The 16,082-nt window shown below is 44.0% G+C and carries 12 protein-coding genes; 5 read left to right on the top strand and 7 right to left on the bottom strand.

Features of this window, described 5'->3' with window-relative positions; genetic code table 11:
• Positions 1 to 13: 13 nt before the first annotated feature.
• Both pth and L870_RS0105045 read right to left on the bottom strand, forming a co-directional pair.
• Entirely contained in the window at positions 14 to 640 is a 627-nt protein-coding gene (gene pth / locus L870_RS0105050; RefSeq protein ID WP_028517217.1) for an aminoacyl-tRNA hydrolase, read from the bottom strand.
• Between the two features lie 147 nt (positions 641 to 787).
• Positions 788 to 1,561 (bottom strand): histidinol-phosphatase, encoded by a 774-nt coding sequence (locus tag L870_RS0105045; RefSeq protein ID WP_028517216.1) that lies wholly within the window; start codon positions 1,559 to 1,561, stop codon positions 788 to 790.
• Positions 1,562 to 1,743: 182 nt separating this feature from the next.
• Here L870_RS0105045 and L870_RS0105040 point away from each other — a divergent pair, with 182 nt between their 5' ends.
• Together L870_RS0105040 and L870_RS0105035 are read left to right on the top strand one after the other, a co-directional pair.
• Positions 1,744 to 2,022 (top strand): hypothetical protein, encoded by a 279-nt coding sequence (locus L870_RS0105040; RefSeq protein ID WP_028517215.1) that lies wholly within the window; start codon positions 1,744 to 1,746, stop codon positions 2,020 to 2,022.
• A 374-nt stretch (positions 2,023 to 2,396) separates the two neighbouring features.
• The gene (locus tag L870_RS0105035) at positions 2,397 to 3,719 is read left to right on the top strand and encodes a hemolysin family protein (RefSeq protein WP_028517214.1); all 1,323 of its coding nucleotides are present in this window, start codon (positions 2,397 to 2,399) and stop codon (positions 3,717 to 3,719) included.
• Positions 3,720 to 3,996: 277 nt separating this feature from the next.
• Here L870_RS0105035 and L870_RS18395 read toward each other — a convergent pair whose 3' ends face one another.
• Positions 3,997 to 6,102, bottom strand: coding sequence for a sensor histidine kinase (locus tag L870_RS18395; protein WP_051411419.1), 2,106 nt, complete (start codon positions 6,100 to 6,102; stop codon positions 3,997 to 3,999).
• A gap of 17 nt (positions 6,103 to 6,119) precedes the next feature.
• On the bottom strand, positions 6,120 to 6,788 hold the full coding sequence (locus L870_RS0105025; protein WP_028517213.1) for a response regulator transcription factor: 669 nt from the start codon (positions 6,786 to 6,788) through the stop codon (positions 6,120 to 6,122).
• A gap of 336 nt (positions 6,789 to 7,124) precedes the next feature.
• On the opposite strand from L870_RS0105025, the gene L870_RS0105020 reads away from it, so the two are divergent.
• A complete protein-coding gene (locus tag L870_RS0105020) occupies positions 7,125 to 7,826 on the top strand; it encodes a hypothetical protein (RefSeq protein ID WP_028517212.1) in 702 nt (233 codons plus the stop codon).
• Positions 7,827 to 8,932: 1,106 nt separating this feature from the next.
• Here the strand turns inward: L870_RS0105020 and glmU are convergent.
• Genes glmU through L870_RS18390 form a run of 3 tightly spaced genes read right to left on the bottom strand, consistent with a single transcriptional unit; the run spans position 8,933 to position 12,325 of the window.
• A complete protein-coding gene (gene glmU / locus L870_RS0105015; RefSeq protein ID WP_080676353.1) occupies positions 8,933 to 10,312 on the bottom strand; it encodes a bifunctional UDP-N-acetylglucosamine diphosphorylase/glucosamine-1-phosphate N-acetyltransferase GlmU in 1,380 nt (459 codons plus the stop codon).
• A 26-nt stretch (positions 10,313 to 10,338) separates the two neighbouring features.
• Complete coding sequence (locus tag L870_RS16690; protein WP_051411418.1) at positions 10,339 to 11,490, bottom strand: alpha/beta hydrolase; 1,152 nt, start codon at positions 11,488 to 11,490, stop codon at positions 10,339 to 10,341.
• Between the two features lie 34 nt (positions 11,491 to 11,524).
• Positions 11,525 to 12,325 carry a hypothetical protein gene (locus L870_RS18390; RefSeq protein WP_028517210.1) on the bottom strand — a complete coding sequence of 267 codons (801 nt, stop codon included), beginning with the start codon at positions 12,323 to 12,325 and terminating at the stop codon, positions 11,525 to 11,527.
• Between the two features lie 303 nt (positions 12,326 to 12,628).
• Here L870_RS18390 and ppdK point away from each other — a divergent pair, with 303 nt between their 5' ends.
• Both ppdK and L870_RS0104990 read left to right on the top strand, forming a co-directional pair.
• A complete protein-coding gene (gene ppdK / locus L870_RS0105000; protein WP_028517209.1) occupies positions 12,629 to 15,256 on the top strand; it encodes a pyruvate, phosphate dikinase in 2,628 nt (875 codons plus the stop codon).
• A gap of 346 nt (positions 15,257 to 15,602) precedes the next feature.
• The gene (locus tag L870_RS0104990; protein ID WP_028517208.1) at positions 15,603 to 16,067 is read left to right on the top strand and encodes a hypothetical protein; all 465 of its coding nucleotides are present in this window, start codon (positions 15,603 to 15,605) and stop codon (positions 16,065 to 16,067) included.
• The last annotated feature ends 15 nt before the right edge of the window (positions 16,068 to 16,082 follow it).

Genomic DNA, 16,082 nt, shown 5'->3' with positions numbered 1-16,082 from the left:
TTCTCCGTAGGGATCAGGAATTGTACTTGTTCATGGCTTCATCGGTCTTGCCCTGTACCATGAGCTTTATGCACTCGCAGGCGTTTTCAGCGGACTGCTTCATGAGCTCGCCGTCCTCCTTGCCGAACTTTCCCAGTACCCACTTTGCAAGGTCGTAATCGGGGTGTGGCTTCTTACCCACTCCCATTTTTATGCGCGGATAATCGTCCCTGCCTGTGAGCTCACATATGCTGCGAAGTCCGTTATGTCCGCCGTGGCTGCCCTTTCGGCGTATCCTGAGCTTACCGCAGTCCAGCGATATATCATCACATACGACTATGAGGTTCACAGCGTCTATCTTGTAGAACTCCAGAGCCTGCACTATTGCTTCGCCGCTGTTGTTCATGTAAGTGGTAGGCTTCAGCAGCAGACAGCGTTTGTCACCGATAGTAACTTCAGCGGTCTTGCCCTTGAACTTCAGGCGGTCTATCTTTTCGCCCAGCTGCTCAGCAAGCATATCAAGCACCATAAAGCCTGCATTGTGTCTTGTGTTTTCATATTCAAGTCCGGGATTGCCCAGACCTGCTATCACATATTCTATTTTACCTCTTGACGAGGAAGAATTTGCGGAAATCCTGTCGAATACATCAAAAATACTCATTGTTTTTCTATTCTCCTTTAACGGGCGGATAATATCCGCCCCCTACTCATTGGCTAAAGATCAATATTTCCCTTTGTAGGGACGCCCATTGGGCGTCCGAAATGAAATAACACACGCAGCGGACGACCAATGGTCGTCCCTACATTGCTAACGGCTAAGGGCTAATGGCTCAAGCTTCTCAACCAGTTCAAGTCCGTACTTTTCAGCAAAGCGTCTGCACTTTTCTATAGGTTCTTCGTCCGAGAGTGCCTGTGGAAAATGTGCATCACAGCCGATTATAGCTTTGTTGCCCACCTTCTGTGCTATACGAAAAAATTTATCACAGGGATAGTGTCTGCCGTCTCTTAGTCCGAGGAGATTAATCTCCAGCGGTATATCCTTCCCTTTTAAATAAGTACACAGCCGCGTGAATTCCTTTTCATAAAGCTCATCGCTGCCTGTAAAGCACAGCAGATCGGGATGTGCAAGATAAAGGTATCTCCCCGACTCCATTCCCTCGATTATGTGGTCAACGTACTGCACAAGGAGTCTTTCGTCAGAGGTCGGAACGCCCATATATGCTCCCCAAGTTTCGGGATCGTTGAAGTGCTGTCCCATTATCATATAGTCAACGGGATAATCCTCAAGCAGCCTGTCCTGCTTTTCAATGAGCTGCGGGATATACTCCGCTTCAAAGCCTATGTAAATCTTTATGTCAGATGCGTACTCCTGCCTGAGATCGGTCAGCGACCTGAAATAGCCCTCGACCTCTTTCGGAGTCATTCGTATATGTGAAATATATCCGTCATCAAATACCCACGGACAATGGTCTGAAAATCCCAGTTCCTTCATTCCGTGTGATATGGCGTGCTCTACATATTCCCTGTCCTCGCCTATTGCATGATGACATCGGGAAGTATGTGTGTGATAATTTGCAAACATGAGCCGTGCTCCTTTCAAACTATGATTATACCACGTTTGAGGAAAAAATTCAAGCACAGAACTTTATACAAACAATCATAAAATCAGTAACAATAACTATTGACATTTGTTGATTGATGCTGTAAAATAAACACATAAGGATATATTCTGACCTTAAATATTATGTAAAGGACGTATCACAAATGAAAAAAGCAGTCAAAAAAATCGCAGCAGTCGCTATGGCATTTACCCTTCTCGGCACAGGAACAACCGTAATCAACACATTTTCACCAAAGTCTGACAACACCCTCGTTGCAAGTGCAGCTTGCAATCATAGTACAGCAAGGAAAGATGAATTGGTAGAAGAATCGGTAGATATAATTAATTTCTTTGGTATAAAAATCAGAGTTCATCAAATGGTACGTGGATATGTTGATTATTGCCCCAAATGCGGACAGGTATTCGGACATGGAAAATATTGATTAATTATTCCCTTAAAGCTCTCCTATACGGAGAGCTTTTTATGTGTTGATAATGTTATCGGTCACCGGGCGGCGAAACGCCGCCACTACAATTCTACTCACTACTCACTCGTAACGCCGAAGACGGCGTTCGCCGCTCTTGACAAAATAACAATTATAATGTATAATGTTATAAATTAATAGAACAGGAGATGACACTCACAATGGACGGTGCCCCTGACGGCAGTAATCCAAATTATTACGGGAAATACTTCGTTAAATACGTATTTATAAGGCATAGTCTTCACTATCGTTTGTGTTAGACTGTGCCTTTATGAGGTTACACACATATATAAAATACAAAAATAAATACTTTATCTAACGGAGGATATGAAATGATAGGGCAGATAATTCTGCAAATAATACTCATCGCGCTGAATGCGCTTTTCGCCTGCACTGAGGTGGCGGTCATCTCAACAAGCGATGTAAGGCTTGAAAAGCTTGCCGCCAGCGGCAACAAAAAAGCCATAAGGCTGAAAAAACTCACAGACTCACCCACACGCTTCCTTGCTACGATACAGGTCGCTATCACTCTTGCAGGCTTCATCGGTGCAGCCTTTGCTGCCGACAGCTTCTCGGAATACCTGACCTCTGCCATTGTTAAAACAGGCATCGGAATCCCCGCAGCCGTGATCAAAAAGATATCAGTAGTTCTTATTACACTGATACTTTCTTACTTCACCCTCGTCTTCGGTGAACTTGTACCAAAGCGCGTAGCAATGAAAAATCCCGAAAAGATTGCCCTTGCCATGAGCAAGACCATATCTTTGGTCGCAAAGCTATTTGCTCCCCTCGTATGGCTTCTCAACACATCAGCTAACGGTATCCTGAGACTTATCGGTATCGACCCCGAAAGCGAGGACGACACAGTTACTGAGGAAGAGATACTTATGATGTCCGACGCAGGTGCTGAAAAAGGCACTATCGACGAGGACGAGAACCGCATCATCAAAAACGTTTTTGCCTTTGACGATACCACAGCCGAACAGGTTTGCACTCACAGAACGGATGTTGATGTGCTCTGGAGCAATGACGATATCTCAGTATGGGAAGAAACAATACACCGTACCCGTCATTCATCTTTCCCGATCTGCGGAGAGAGCGTGGACAATGTTATCGGAGTCCTCAACGCAAAGGACTATTTCAGACTTGATGACAAGACCCGTGAAAATATAATGAAGGAAGCTGTCCGCGAGCCTTGCTTCGTTCACGAAAGCATGAAGGCTGACCGCCTTTTCGATCAGATGAAGCAGCGCGGTGCAGATCATTTTGCAATAGTTGTAGACGAATACGGCGGCATGAGCGGTATTATCACTATTACCGACCTTGTTGAGGAGCTTGTCGGCGACTTCGCTGACGACCCTGAGGACGAGCCTGCTGCAAGACTTGAAGAGACAGAGGAAAATATCTGGACAGTTCCGGGTATGACCTCTCTCAGCGACGTATGCGAGGAGCTTGAAGTTACTCTCCCTGCGGATAAGTATGAGACCTTCGGCGGATATATCATCGCCGAGCTTGGTGAAATACCAAAGGACGGCTCTCAGCTCACCCTTGACAGCGACGGTCTCCACATAGAGATACTTGAAGTCAAGCATCACCGAATCGAAGTCTGTCGTGTAAAGAAGCTGCCAACTGCTGAGAAAAAGGAAGAAGAATAATAGCAGTGATCAGTTATTAGTGCAGGGGCTGCCTAAGGCAGCCCCTTTGTGTTACGTTAAAAGTAATATATGTAGGGGACGGTGACTCCCTACAGTGTAGGGAGATGTCAGCATAGCTGACAGAGGGGCGCGGCTCCTGTTGGGAGTCCTCGACATCCATTTTTCAGCGAAGCTGACAGAAGCACACAGCTCCTTTCGCAAGTCCTCGGCACTCCGTATCATTTTTGTATTATACGCAGAAAAAAGCCCGTAAGCTAAAAGCTTACGGGCTTTACAATTACATTGTTATTACGAAGCAGATGCTCTTTCCGGGCTGATTCATAATATGTATCTTGAACTTATGCTTGTCGATTATGGATTTTGCAATAGCAAGTCCAAGACCGTATCCGCCTGTTGCACGGTTTCTAGACTGATCGCTTCGATAGAATCTCTCGAATATCTTTTCAGTCTCCTCTTCCTTGAGTCCGTCACCTGTGTTATATACCGAGAACATCTTTCTGTCGCCGACTTTCTTCAGCGTCACCCTTACAGTACCGCCCTCGTTTGAGTATTTCAGTGCGTTATCAATAAAGATAGCCGCCATCTGCTTGATATGCTTTTCGCTGCCGCTGAGCATTACGTCCTCGTCAACGTTCACCTCGAACTTCTTATTGTTCTCAAACGCCTGACACTCGAAAGGCAGTGCGGTATTGATGATAGCCTTGCTGAGATTGAAGTATTTGCGTTCAAGCTCGGAATTATTGTTTTCGAGTCTTGTAAGGTTGAGCAGATCGTTTACAAGTACGCTCATTCGGTCGGTCTGTGCCTTGATGTACTTCAGCCACTTGTTATCGCCTATCTCGCCCTCAAGTACATCTGCATTTGCAGATATTACTGTAAGAGGAGTTTTCAGCTCATGGCTTGCGTCCGATACGAACTGCTTCTGCTTATCGAAAGCAGTCTTGATAGGCTGAATGCTTCTCTTGCTGAGGAAATATGCAAGTACAGAAAGGATAACAAGCGCAATAGAACCGATTATCACAGTTGTTCTCTTGAGCTGTCTGAGCATATCCATCTCATAGCTCTTGTCAGTAAATACCATAAGAGTTCCGTTAGGCTTTGAAGTCTGATAGAACTGATACGAATTCACCATACCTGTATCAATATTCTCTTCAAGTATCTTTGTGATGTAATTCTGTGCCGTTTCAGCATTCATATCATCATTATTTTCTGTATTGAGGTACTTGCCGTTCTTATCCGCCATGATAACGAAGTAATCTATAGAACCGAGGGATTTCGGGATAGGCTCTTCCTTAGGCATACTCATAGAATAATTCTGACGGTATGCAGCATTCGGCTGTCCGACAGCTGTATCAGATGAAGCATCGGGGGAATCCGTTTTGTTTGCCAGAGGCTTTATATACTCCGACATATCATCACTGTAGCTGTATGCAGTCTTTTCTGCAATTATTTCGTCAGTCTTTGCATCAGTTTCATTTTCTTCAACAGTATCATAGCGTGGGTCCATTTCACCGTGGTCATTTCTGCCTTCATAACGAGGATCCATTTCGCCGTGATCATTACGGCTTACAGGGTACTCACTTGAGTAAGCCTTTGGCTGTTCCCATGTGCCCCATGCATACATCCACGGATACCACGGATATACCCACTGACCGTTCCATTGACCGTTATTCTGATTGTTCCAGTTATTCCAGTCATACTGTCCGCCATTCTGACCGCCCCACTGACTCCAGTCATACTGTCCGTTATTGTTCTGGTCGCCCCACTGACCATTCCACTGTCCGTAATTGTTAGGATCACCCCATTGACCGTTCCACTGTCCGCTGTTCGGGTCCCATGAAGGAGTTGCTCCCGATGAAGCGTCTGTTGCAGGAGGCTGTGTTTCAGCCGGCTGAGTTTCAGGTGCCTGAGTTTCAGGCGGTACAGACTCGTTAGGCTGTTCATCATGAGGCTCTTCATAGGGCTCCTGATACTCCTCAAATGCCTGTGTATCCTCCTGAGTCGGATCTGTAGGAGCATCTGTCACCTTTTCCTTTGCCTTTTCGGTAGATGTCAGCGCCTCGGTAGCAGCCGGCTTTTCCGTAGTAGTCGGATCGGTAGGTTTAGTCTCCAAAGGCTTTTTCCCCTTATCGCCGCGTCTGTCATCACGGTTTTCCTCACTCATTGGAACAAGGTACTTGAATCTCGACTCTTTCTCGTCATACTCTATTCCCGAAGCGATCTGCATAAGGACTTCCTTGGACTGTCCGCGCATTACGGCTTTTGTTATAACATTGATGGAGCTTATAAGTGCTACAAAGACCACAAGAAGAATACTTACGATCATTGTAAAAAGCCTCATCTGCGCTTTTTTGAACATTTTGTCATGTGCCTTTTTGAACATAACAGCATTCCTCCTTTTTATTCAAGTGAATAACCGATGCCTCTGGCAGTTTTTATCTGTACAGGAGCTGATATCACAGAAAGCTTCTTTCGCAGGAACGATATGTATACCTCTATATTATTGTACTCAACATCGCTCTCATAGCCCCATATCTTTTCAATGATACGCTCCTTCGGCAGTATCTGGTGAGGATTGGAGATAAGAAGCTCCATTATCTGGTATTCTTTAAGTGAAAGCTTTACATCATTACCCTTCCACATAACAGAACAGGTATTCTTATTAAGTTCAAGCCCGTTGTAATCGAGCCTGTTTTCGTCAACGATCTCGCCTTTTCTTCTTGTAAGCGCACGGACTCTCGCCAGCAGCTCGCCCGTAACAAAGGGCTTTGTAAGATAATCGTCCGCACCGCAGTCCAGTCCGTTTATCTTGTCCTCTATCTCGCTTCGTGCCGTAAGAAGAAGCACAGGTGTGTTTATATGCTCTCTTCGCATATTCCTCAGCACCTCCATGCCGCTCATTCCGGGAAGCATTATATCAAGTATGATACAATCGTATACTCCCGTAAGCGCATTGTCAAGTCCGCTCACTCCGTCATATACAGTATCAACATTATACATATTTCTTTTCAGGATCTCTGAAAGCGCATCTGCCAGCTGCATCTCGTCCTCAACAACGAGAAGTCTCATACAAATTACCCCCTTGAAATTTCATGCTTTAAAACAGCTTGTTTTTTCATAATTATGGTGTCAAAAGAGTACACCATTCCACTCTAATATCATTATACCACACATTATTGAAATAGTCTTAAAAAATATGAATAGTTCAATATGTTGATTAGGAAAAAATTATTTAGTTTTTTTGTGCACATCAACAGTTTTATCTTTTATTCACCAACAATTGTTGACTATGTAATTAATTTGTGATAAAATTGTATATACAAACAGAGGAGTATAATTCACTGTTTTTACTCAATATAAATATATTATATACTATTATATATGGTGGAATAGGAGGGACGGCAAATGATCTCACCAAACGAGCGCAAAAAGATAGGTTTTCCTCTTCTTGCATCTGCCAATGCAGAAATGAAAAAATATGCCGAGGTCTACAGCCTTTTTGCAGAAAACGGCTATTCAAAGGAGCTTTGTGATGCATATGCAGACGCTTTTCTGGATAACGTAAAAAAGCCCTCTCCTTTTGATATAGTTCAACTGGCTGCACTTTATGACAGGATCCACGACCATAAGACAGCCTTTTTTTATCTTGAAAAGCTGACGGAAAAGAAGCTGGGCGGAGACGACAGATTTTTCTTCTGTGTCGAAGTTCTTACCATTCTCGGTAAGATCGGCAACTGGCGCGAGGCTGAAAATTTTCGCACGAATAATATCAGTTTTCTGCAAAAGCATTCCGAGAAGGCTTCACTTAATATGCAGGCAGCACTGTATATGGCTCTTGCTGTCACAGACTGCGCCGCAAAAAATTATCGTCAGGGACTAAAGCTGTTGAAATTCGGCTACAAGCCTCAGGGCTCAAAGGATACGACCCTGCTGGAGATCTTTATCACGGCAGTCTATATCTTTGCCAAGGCAAATGATAAAGAAGGACTTGAAGGTGCTCTCCACAATGCAGAATGCTGTCTGGCACTTTTCAAGGATTTCGATTTTCCGTGGCAGGGCGAATACTACCGCGAGCGTATCGAAAACGCCGCCAACGGAATACTGTAAAACACGCTCCGAAGAAAAACTTCGGAGCTTTTTGCTGCAATTACTGCCGACAATTATAGTTAAAACAAAAAAATATATATGAAATATTAAAAAACTGCTCTAAAAAAATTCACAAAGAGTTTTTTATTATTTTTAACCTTTAACAAAGAACGAAGAATTTTTCACAGCGGCATTCTATCGTTAAAAGATGTTGTTTTCGTGCTATTAATTTACACTGATAAAAAAACAACGTATTTTCGAGGCTTCAAAAATCAACATTCCGTTTAATTGGCATAAAATTATCTTCTGAGGAAAATGTCCCATGAAATATGTACTGATTATATATATTATTCTGTTAATATTCTATTAATATAAATGTTTGTACTTATTTTAGCAATATAGTGCTAATTCTCAGCAATATAATCAATTGAACTTCCCGTTCCTATGTTTTATAATACAATTGTTGGAAGAGACAAATGCCGATACTTCGGCTAATCTCTCCGATCGCATAATTAAAGATATATTATGTGTCCTGTAACAAAAATCGGCAATTATATCCTGTATTGCTCTATGCGGTTTTTAAACTCCGCCGCATCAATAGCACTAACTGGTTTCACTACACATCCCACTCCCTCGACTGTTATTAAACATTAATGCCTATAATATGTTTAATCGCCTAAAACAGTCTTTCAGTTCCTTGAAACGTCAGCACAATCGTGATACCAAAGCAAACAGATATATGGCACTTCGGAATTTGTGCCCGCCGTAAGGCAGATGCGTATAGAGGGTGCGCAGAAGCCAACTCGATAGCGACCTTGATTGGCTTTTGAGAGGGTGTCAATAAAGGTCGTTATTATTTTGCCAGTTCCGGTTCTATACCTATTATAAAGAAGCTGTCCTACGGGCAGCTTTTTTACTTGCAGCGTGACGCTGCACCTGCATCGGTTTTATCGGAACGCCGAGGGTTACTCCCTACAGTGTAGGGAGATGTCAGCAAAGCTGACAGAGGGTCGCGGCTCCTGTTGGGAGGCGTTCCCTACAAGCTAACAGAAAAACAGGCGGATAATATCCGCCCCTACAATCTTAACTCTCAACTAAAAAAACGGGCGGAATATCCGCCCGTTTTTTTACTTATTACCAAGCTTGCTCTTGAGCTTTCTGAGGGTGTAGCCCTCGTTTATTTTCATAACGCCTCTGTCGATAGCAAGCGCATAATCGGGAACATCTCTTGTAACTGTAGTTCCTGCGGCAGTATATACTGCCTTGCCAAGCTTTACAGGTGCGATAAGGTTGGTATTGCAGCCCACGAAGCAGTTATCACCGATAACACAGCGGCTCTTTGCAATACCGTCATAGTTTACGGTAACAGTTCCGCAGCCTATATTTACACGTTTTCCAACATCGCTGTCACCCACGTAAGCAAGGTGTGCAATAGCTGTCTTTTCACCTATAGTCGAATTCTTTATCTCAACAAAGTCTCCTATCTTAGCGCCCGACTTAACAACGCTGTCAGGACGGATATGAACATAAGGTCCTATCTTTACTCCTGCTTCTATCTCGGACTCGTATGCCTGAACCGTATGAAGGTTTACATCGTCCCCTATCTTGCAGTTCTCGATAACTGTGTTAGGTCCGATCTTGCAGTTCGTACCGATAGTGGTATTCTTGCGTATAATTGTATTCGGGAGTATCTCTGTGCCAACGCCTATCTCAACTCCGCGCTCAATAACAATTCCGTCTGTGCAGGTGAACTCAACGCCGTTTGCAAGGTGCTTTTCGATAACCGCCATTCTTGCGTATGTATTCAGTGCAAGCAGGTCTTTTCTGTCGTTTGCACCCTTGATGATATCAGCATTCTCGGACTTATAAGCTCCTGCGTTCTTGCCCTCGGAAAGAGCTATGGAAATAGTATCCGTCAGGTAATACTCATTCTGTACATTGTCGTTTTTGATCTTACCGAGAAGTCCGATAAGCTCAGATGTTTTGAACCAGTATGTGCCCGAATTTACTTCCTTTATCTGACGCTGCTCCTCCGTAGCGTCCTTCTGCTCGACAATGCCGCTTATGCCCCCTGCCGAACGGATTATTCTTCCGTAGCCGAAAGGATTATCAAGCTCAGCTGTGATAACTGTAACTGCGTTGTTCTGCTGCTTGTGTATGATAAGGGACTCTTTTATAGTCTCAGCGTCGATAAACGGAGCATCTCCGCAAAGCACGAGAGTATTTCCGTCTGTATCCTCTTCAAGGAAAGGTATTGCCTGCATAACCGCATGACCTGTACCGAGTCTTTCAGCCTGTAATACTGTTCTGTATTTACCGCCGAGATATTCGTCTATCATCTCGCCCTTGAAGCCCTTGACTACGCAGATATCCTTTATATCCGCAGCTTCACAGGCAGATATTACCCAATTCAGCATAGGTTCACCGAGAACCTTGAAAAGCGGCTTAGGCATATCAGCCTTCATGCGCTTGCCCTGTCCGCCGGCTAAGATTATTGCCTTATTCATGTCTATTCCTCCTGTATTATATATAATTATTCTGTCGGGAAATTCTGCTTCAAATATTCACAAAACATATTTCCTACATAGCTCCTGTGGTAGCTGTTTTCATATATCATCAGATCAGCAGATACACCGTGAGCTGTCAGTCTTTCGTAAACAGACTTTGCATCTTCGGGGATAGTCGGCAGATCTGCATATTCTTCGGGTTTTTGATTTCTGAACCTGTATGCCTCGTTTTCGCCTGCACAAATAAACACTTTTTTGTCCATTGTCTCGTTGCGGTCGAAATAACCGAACTCATTCCTGTATGCATATGGATCTGAAATACTTTTCAAGTCCATTTTATCACCGCTGTCGTAATAGTAAGACCATAACGCTGGACTTGCAATTATATAGTTTGCGAAAGGCTGATATTCATACTTGTCGGAATTGCAGAGAGCGTAGTGAGAAAACAGACCGCCCAGCGAATGTCCGAATAAAACGCTGCGGCTGCTGTCCACCTTATAATTGGCAGCGATCAGCTGCATAAGGTCATTGGTTATGAAATCCAGCATCTTATCCTGCTTTACAGCAAACTTGTCAAAACGAATATTGTCATCAACGCCGTCCGTATCGTAATCGTGACCAAGTGTAACAAATATAACAGGCGCGGCTTCTCCTTCGTTTATAAGCTGCCACGCATCAGGCAATTTTGTAAGCCAGTACTCCGCGTCGCAGACCAGAAATACAGGATATTCCTTGTTTTCATCGTAATTCGGCGGCAGTATTATATGTGAGAGAAAATTTGCATCAAGCTGTTCATCGTAGATTTTCAGCTCGCGGATATTTTCCTCAATGCTCTTCACCTTTTTATGTACAACATCGCCAGTTTCCTGCGGTATACCGTAGGAAAGGCGATTAACACCTATCTGAAAGGCTTTCTCAGGATAAAGCAGAGTAAACTCGCGATAACTGGTATTTTCTCTTTCCTTATCGGTCATGGTATCGGGATATGTAAGTCCGTCATAGTACTCGATCGGTGGAGCAGTCGGCTTTTCCGTAGCAGGTTCTGTTTGGGTTTCTGTGGTCTGTTCAACAGCTTCTTCCGTCACCTGCTCCGCGGTCGGCTCAGCCGCCGAATTATCCGTATCCTTATTTGCACATGATGCAGCAGACACAGCAAGCAGGCTGCAAATAAAAAGCAATAAATATTTCTTCATCATGTTTTTCGATTATAAATTATCCTAAGGGATTTTCTACTTCGCTCATCTCCTCAAGCTCTTCCTCACCAACAGGAATGAGAAGCCAGCCGTCACCCTTTATATAAACAGCACAAGCATCTTCGTTCATATCGTCGCGCTCACCGTTTACTTCAGACTTTATGTCCAGCTTGAAGGAGCAGCCTTTTTCTACGATGAAATTGCCTGCTTCCTTGCCTTCCATTTCCATAAACAGATTGAAGTAATTAGCAGCACCCGACAATGCCTTCTGACTGAGCTCTTTTACGTCCTGAGCACTTGCCTCGATGAGCTTGCCTTCATCATCTTCTTCCAGAGCATCTTCTGCCCAATTCTCGTAATCGTCTGCTTCCTTCATAGCCTTGATAAGCTCGGCAGGATACATACAGGCAATAGCATCATCGGTCTTTTTATCCAGCATTGAGCTTGCAAATTTGTATATCATCTCGTTGACCTCAGAGATCATATCCTCAGAAGCAGGCTTGCCTGCGTCCTTGTCATCATCTGATTTCTTATCGTCTGACTTTTTATCATCGCTCTTCTCATCGTCATCAGACTTCTTCTCATCATCGCTCTTCTCATCGTCATCAGACTTCTTCTCATCATCGCTCTTCTCATCGTCATCAGACTTCTTCTCATCATCGCTTTCTTCATCGTCCTTATCCTCTGTTGTTTCTGCAACAGTAGTTGTCTCAGACTTTTTCGATGACGACTCCTTGTCCTTTTCCTTTGTTTCACCGCATGAAGCTGCTGCACAAATAAGCATAGTGCATGTCATAAGTATAGCTGTAAGCTTTTTCATATGTGATTATTCCTCTCTTCTCTTGATATGATCTTCCATTTCACCGCAATATATGTTAAAACATAATATTAGCAGAAATGTATCTTTACCTAATCATTTTTACATACTTTAATAATAATTGCAAGCCTTTTTTGCAGAAAACAATTTTCTTTGTTGATTTTTATACAAAGTACAGCGATTTTAACGGCTATTTTTTGTCATCGCATATATGGTATTTTTTTCCGAGATGTGTTATAATAGGTATAACTCGAATGATGTCTTTCTGGGATCGTTCGGTAATGTTTAAAATGGAGGTATACACCAATGGCAAATAAGTATTGTTACCTTTTCTCTGAAGGTAATGCCAACATGAGAGAGCTTCTCGGCGGTAAGGGTGCTAACCTGGCTGAGATGACAAACATCGGTCTCCCTGTTCCTCAGGGTTTCACGATCACAACAGAGGCTTGTACTCAGTATTATGAGGACGGCGGTATCTCTGATGAGATCCAGGCTGAGATCAACGAGTATATCGTTAAAATGGAAGGAATCACAGGAAAGAAGTTCGGCGATAAGGAGAATCCTCTCCTCGTATCTGTTCGTTCAGGTGCAAGAGCTTCAATGCCTGGTATGATGGATACAATCCTTAACCTCGGTCTTAATGAGACTGTTGTTAACACAATTGCTGAAAAGTCAAATAACCCAAGATGGGCTTGGGACTGCTACAGAAGATTCATTCAGATGTATTCTGACGTAGTTATGGAAGTTGGTAAGAAGTACTTTGAAGAGCTCATCGACAAGATGAAGGCTGAAAAGGGTGTAACTCAGGACGTTGAGCTCACAGCTGACGACCTCAAGACACTTGCTGGTCAGTTCAAGGCTGAATACAAGTCTAAGATCGGCGTTGACTTCCCTGACGATCCTAAGGAGCAGCTCATGGGTGCTATCAAGGCTGTATTCCGTTCATGGGATAACCCAAGAGCTAACGTATACAGAAGAGATAACGATATCCCATTCTCTTGGGGTACTGCTGTAAACGTACAGTCAATGGCATTCGGTAACATGGGCGACGATTGCGGTACAGGTGTTGCATTTACTCGTGACCCTGCTACAGGTGAGAAGAAGCTCATGGGTGAGTTCCTTACAAACGCACAGGGCGAAGACGTTGTTGCAGGCGTTCGTACTCCTATGCCTATCCAGCAGATGGCTGAGACATTCCCTGAGGCTTTCGCTCAGTTCAAGGAAGTTTGCCAGACTCTCGAAAATCACTATCACGATATGCAGGATATGGAGTTCACTGTTGAAAACAAGAAGCTCTATATGCTCCAGACAAGAAACGGTAAGAGAACTGCACAGGCTGCTCTCAAGATCGCTTGTGACCTCGTTGATGAGGGCATGAAGACAGAGCAGGAAGCTGTTGCAATGATCGACCCAAGAAACCTCGATACACTTCTCCACCCACAGTTCGATACAAAGGCTCTCAAGGCTGCTACTCCTATCGGCAAGGGTCTCGGTGCTTCACCTGGAGCTGCTTGCGGTAAGATCGTATTCACAGCTGACGACGCTGTAGAGTGGGCTGCTAAGGGCGAGAAGGTCGTTCTCGTTCGTCTCGAAACATCACCTGAAGATATCACAGGTATGAAGGCTGCACAGGGTATCCTCACAGTTCGCGGCGGTATGACATCACACGCTGCTGTTGTTGCTCGTGGTATGGGTGAGTGCTGCGTTTCAGGCTGCGGCGATATCAAGATGGACGAAGCTAACAAGAAGTTCGAGCTCGGCGGAAAGACATTCGTTGAAGGAGACTACATCTCAATCGACGGTACAACAGGTAACATCTACGACGGCGTTATCGCTACAGTTGACGCTCAGATCGCAGGTGAGTTCGGAAGAATCATGGCTTGGGCTGATAAGTACAGAACTCTCAAGGTTAGAACAAATGCTGATACTCCTGCTGACGCTAAGAAGGCAAGAGAGCTCGGCGCTGAGGGTATCGGTCTCTGCCGTACAGAGCACATGTTCTTCGAGGCTGACAGAATCGCTGCTTTCCGTGAGATGATCTGCTCAGATACAGTTGAAGGAAGAGAAGCTGCTCTCGCTAAGATTGAGCCAATGCAGCAGAGCGACTTCGAAGCTCTCTATGAGGCTCTCGAGGGTAACCCGGTTACTATCCGTTTCTTAGATCCACCTCTCCACGAATTCGTTCCTACTGAGGAAGATGATATCGCTGCTCTCGCTAAGGCTCAGGGCAAGTCAGTTGCTGACATCAAGAACATCATCGCTTCTCTCCACGAGTTCAACCCAATGATGGGTCACAGAGGATGCCGTCTTGCTGTAACATATCCTGAGATCGCTGCTATGCAGACAAAGGCTGTTATCAAGGCTGCTATCAACGTTAAGAAGAAGCACGCTGACTGGAACGTTAAGCCTGAGATCATGATCCCACTCGTTGGCGATGTTAAGGAGCTCAAGTACGTTAAGAAGGTAGTTGTTGAGACTGCTGACGCTGTTATCAAGGAAGCTGGCGCTAACCTCGAGTACGAAGTTGGTACAATGATCGAGATCCCAAGAGCTGCTCTTACAGCTGACGAGATCGCTAAGAACGCTGACTTCTTCTGCTTCGGTACTAACGACCTTACACAGATGACATACGGCTTCTCACGTGACGACGCAGGCAAGTTCCTCGGCGCTTACTATGACAAGAAGATCTTCGAGAACGATCCTTTCGCTAAGCTCGATCAGGCTGGCGTTGGTAAGCTCATGGAAATGGCTATCAAGCTCGGTAAGCCTGTTAATCCTAAGCTCCACTGCGGTATCTGCGGTGAGCACGGCGGTGATCCTACATCTGTTGAGTTCTGCCACAAGATCGGCCTCGACTATGTATCTTGCTCACCTTTCCGTGTTCCGATCGCTCGTCTCGCTGCTGCTCAGGCTGCTATCGCAGATAAGAGGTAAGTTCGACTCGTTAGAGTTAATGTGCAAATTCGATATAACATTGGAAGAAGCAAAGGCTTTCAGAGCCGCGAACGGACAAACGATAAAATCCAAAATATGGGAAGATATCAATGTTGAAGTTCGCATATGCGGATAACTGATGTTAATAACAGTCCCCCTGAACTACTATGGTTCAGGGGGATTTTTTGTGTATGGAATTGGTTGGATCACTGGTCTGATGACGTTATAGTTGTAATCAATACAGTATCATTTATTCCAATGATTATTCATTTATCTGGCATTGACTTTTCAAGTATAAAAAGTTATAATATAGGCAGCCATTTAAATAAGATAAGGAGGATTGGTCGTGGGAATATCGTTCAGACACTCTGCCGGTTTTGGAAAACGTATGGAGTATAATCTTGTTGGAAAGATGCTGATGGAAGGGTTAGATGTATATCTTCCGCTTGTTGATGATCATGGTGTAGATTGTATTATCAAAAGAGCAGATGGTTCTTTTATCGAGATCCAAATCAAAGCAAGATCAAATGAAGTTACTGACGGAGATGCTGCACTATTTTCAGCCATTACACATGAATTGACACCTAATTTCTATTTTGTATTTTATTCTGAGCGGCTTGATTCAATGTGGATAATGTCGTCGGAAGAGTTTTTGAAAGAATGCGTCACAAATAAAAATGGCAAAAACAAGGGTAAGCGCAGTATTTGGTTTAACGGAAATAAAAAGGATAGGACAACAGGAATAAAAAAAGAATACTGCAAAAAGCAGTTTGAAAAATATTTGTGTACTGACTTTTCACGATTTCACTGAAGAAAGAAACATATC

This window comes from Ruminococcus flavefaciens ATCC 19208 (genome assembly GCF_000518765.1).
Taxonomy (GTDB): Bacteria; Bacillota; Clostridia; order Oscillospirales; family Ruminococcaceae; genus Ruminococcus; species Ruminococcus flavefaciens.
Note: the sequence above shows the minus strand (reverse complement) of the source record. Positions and strands in the feature narration are given on the sequence as shown.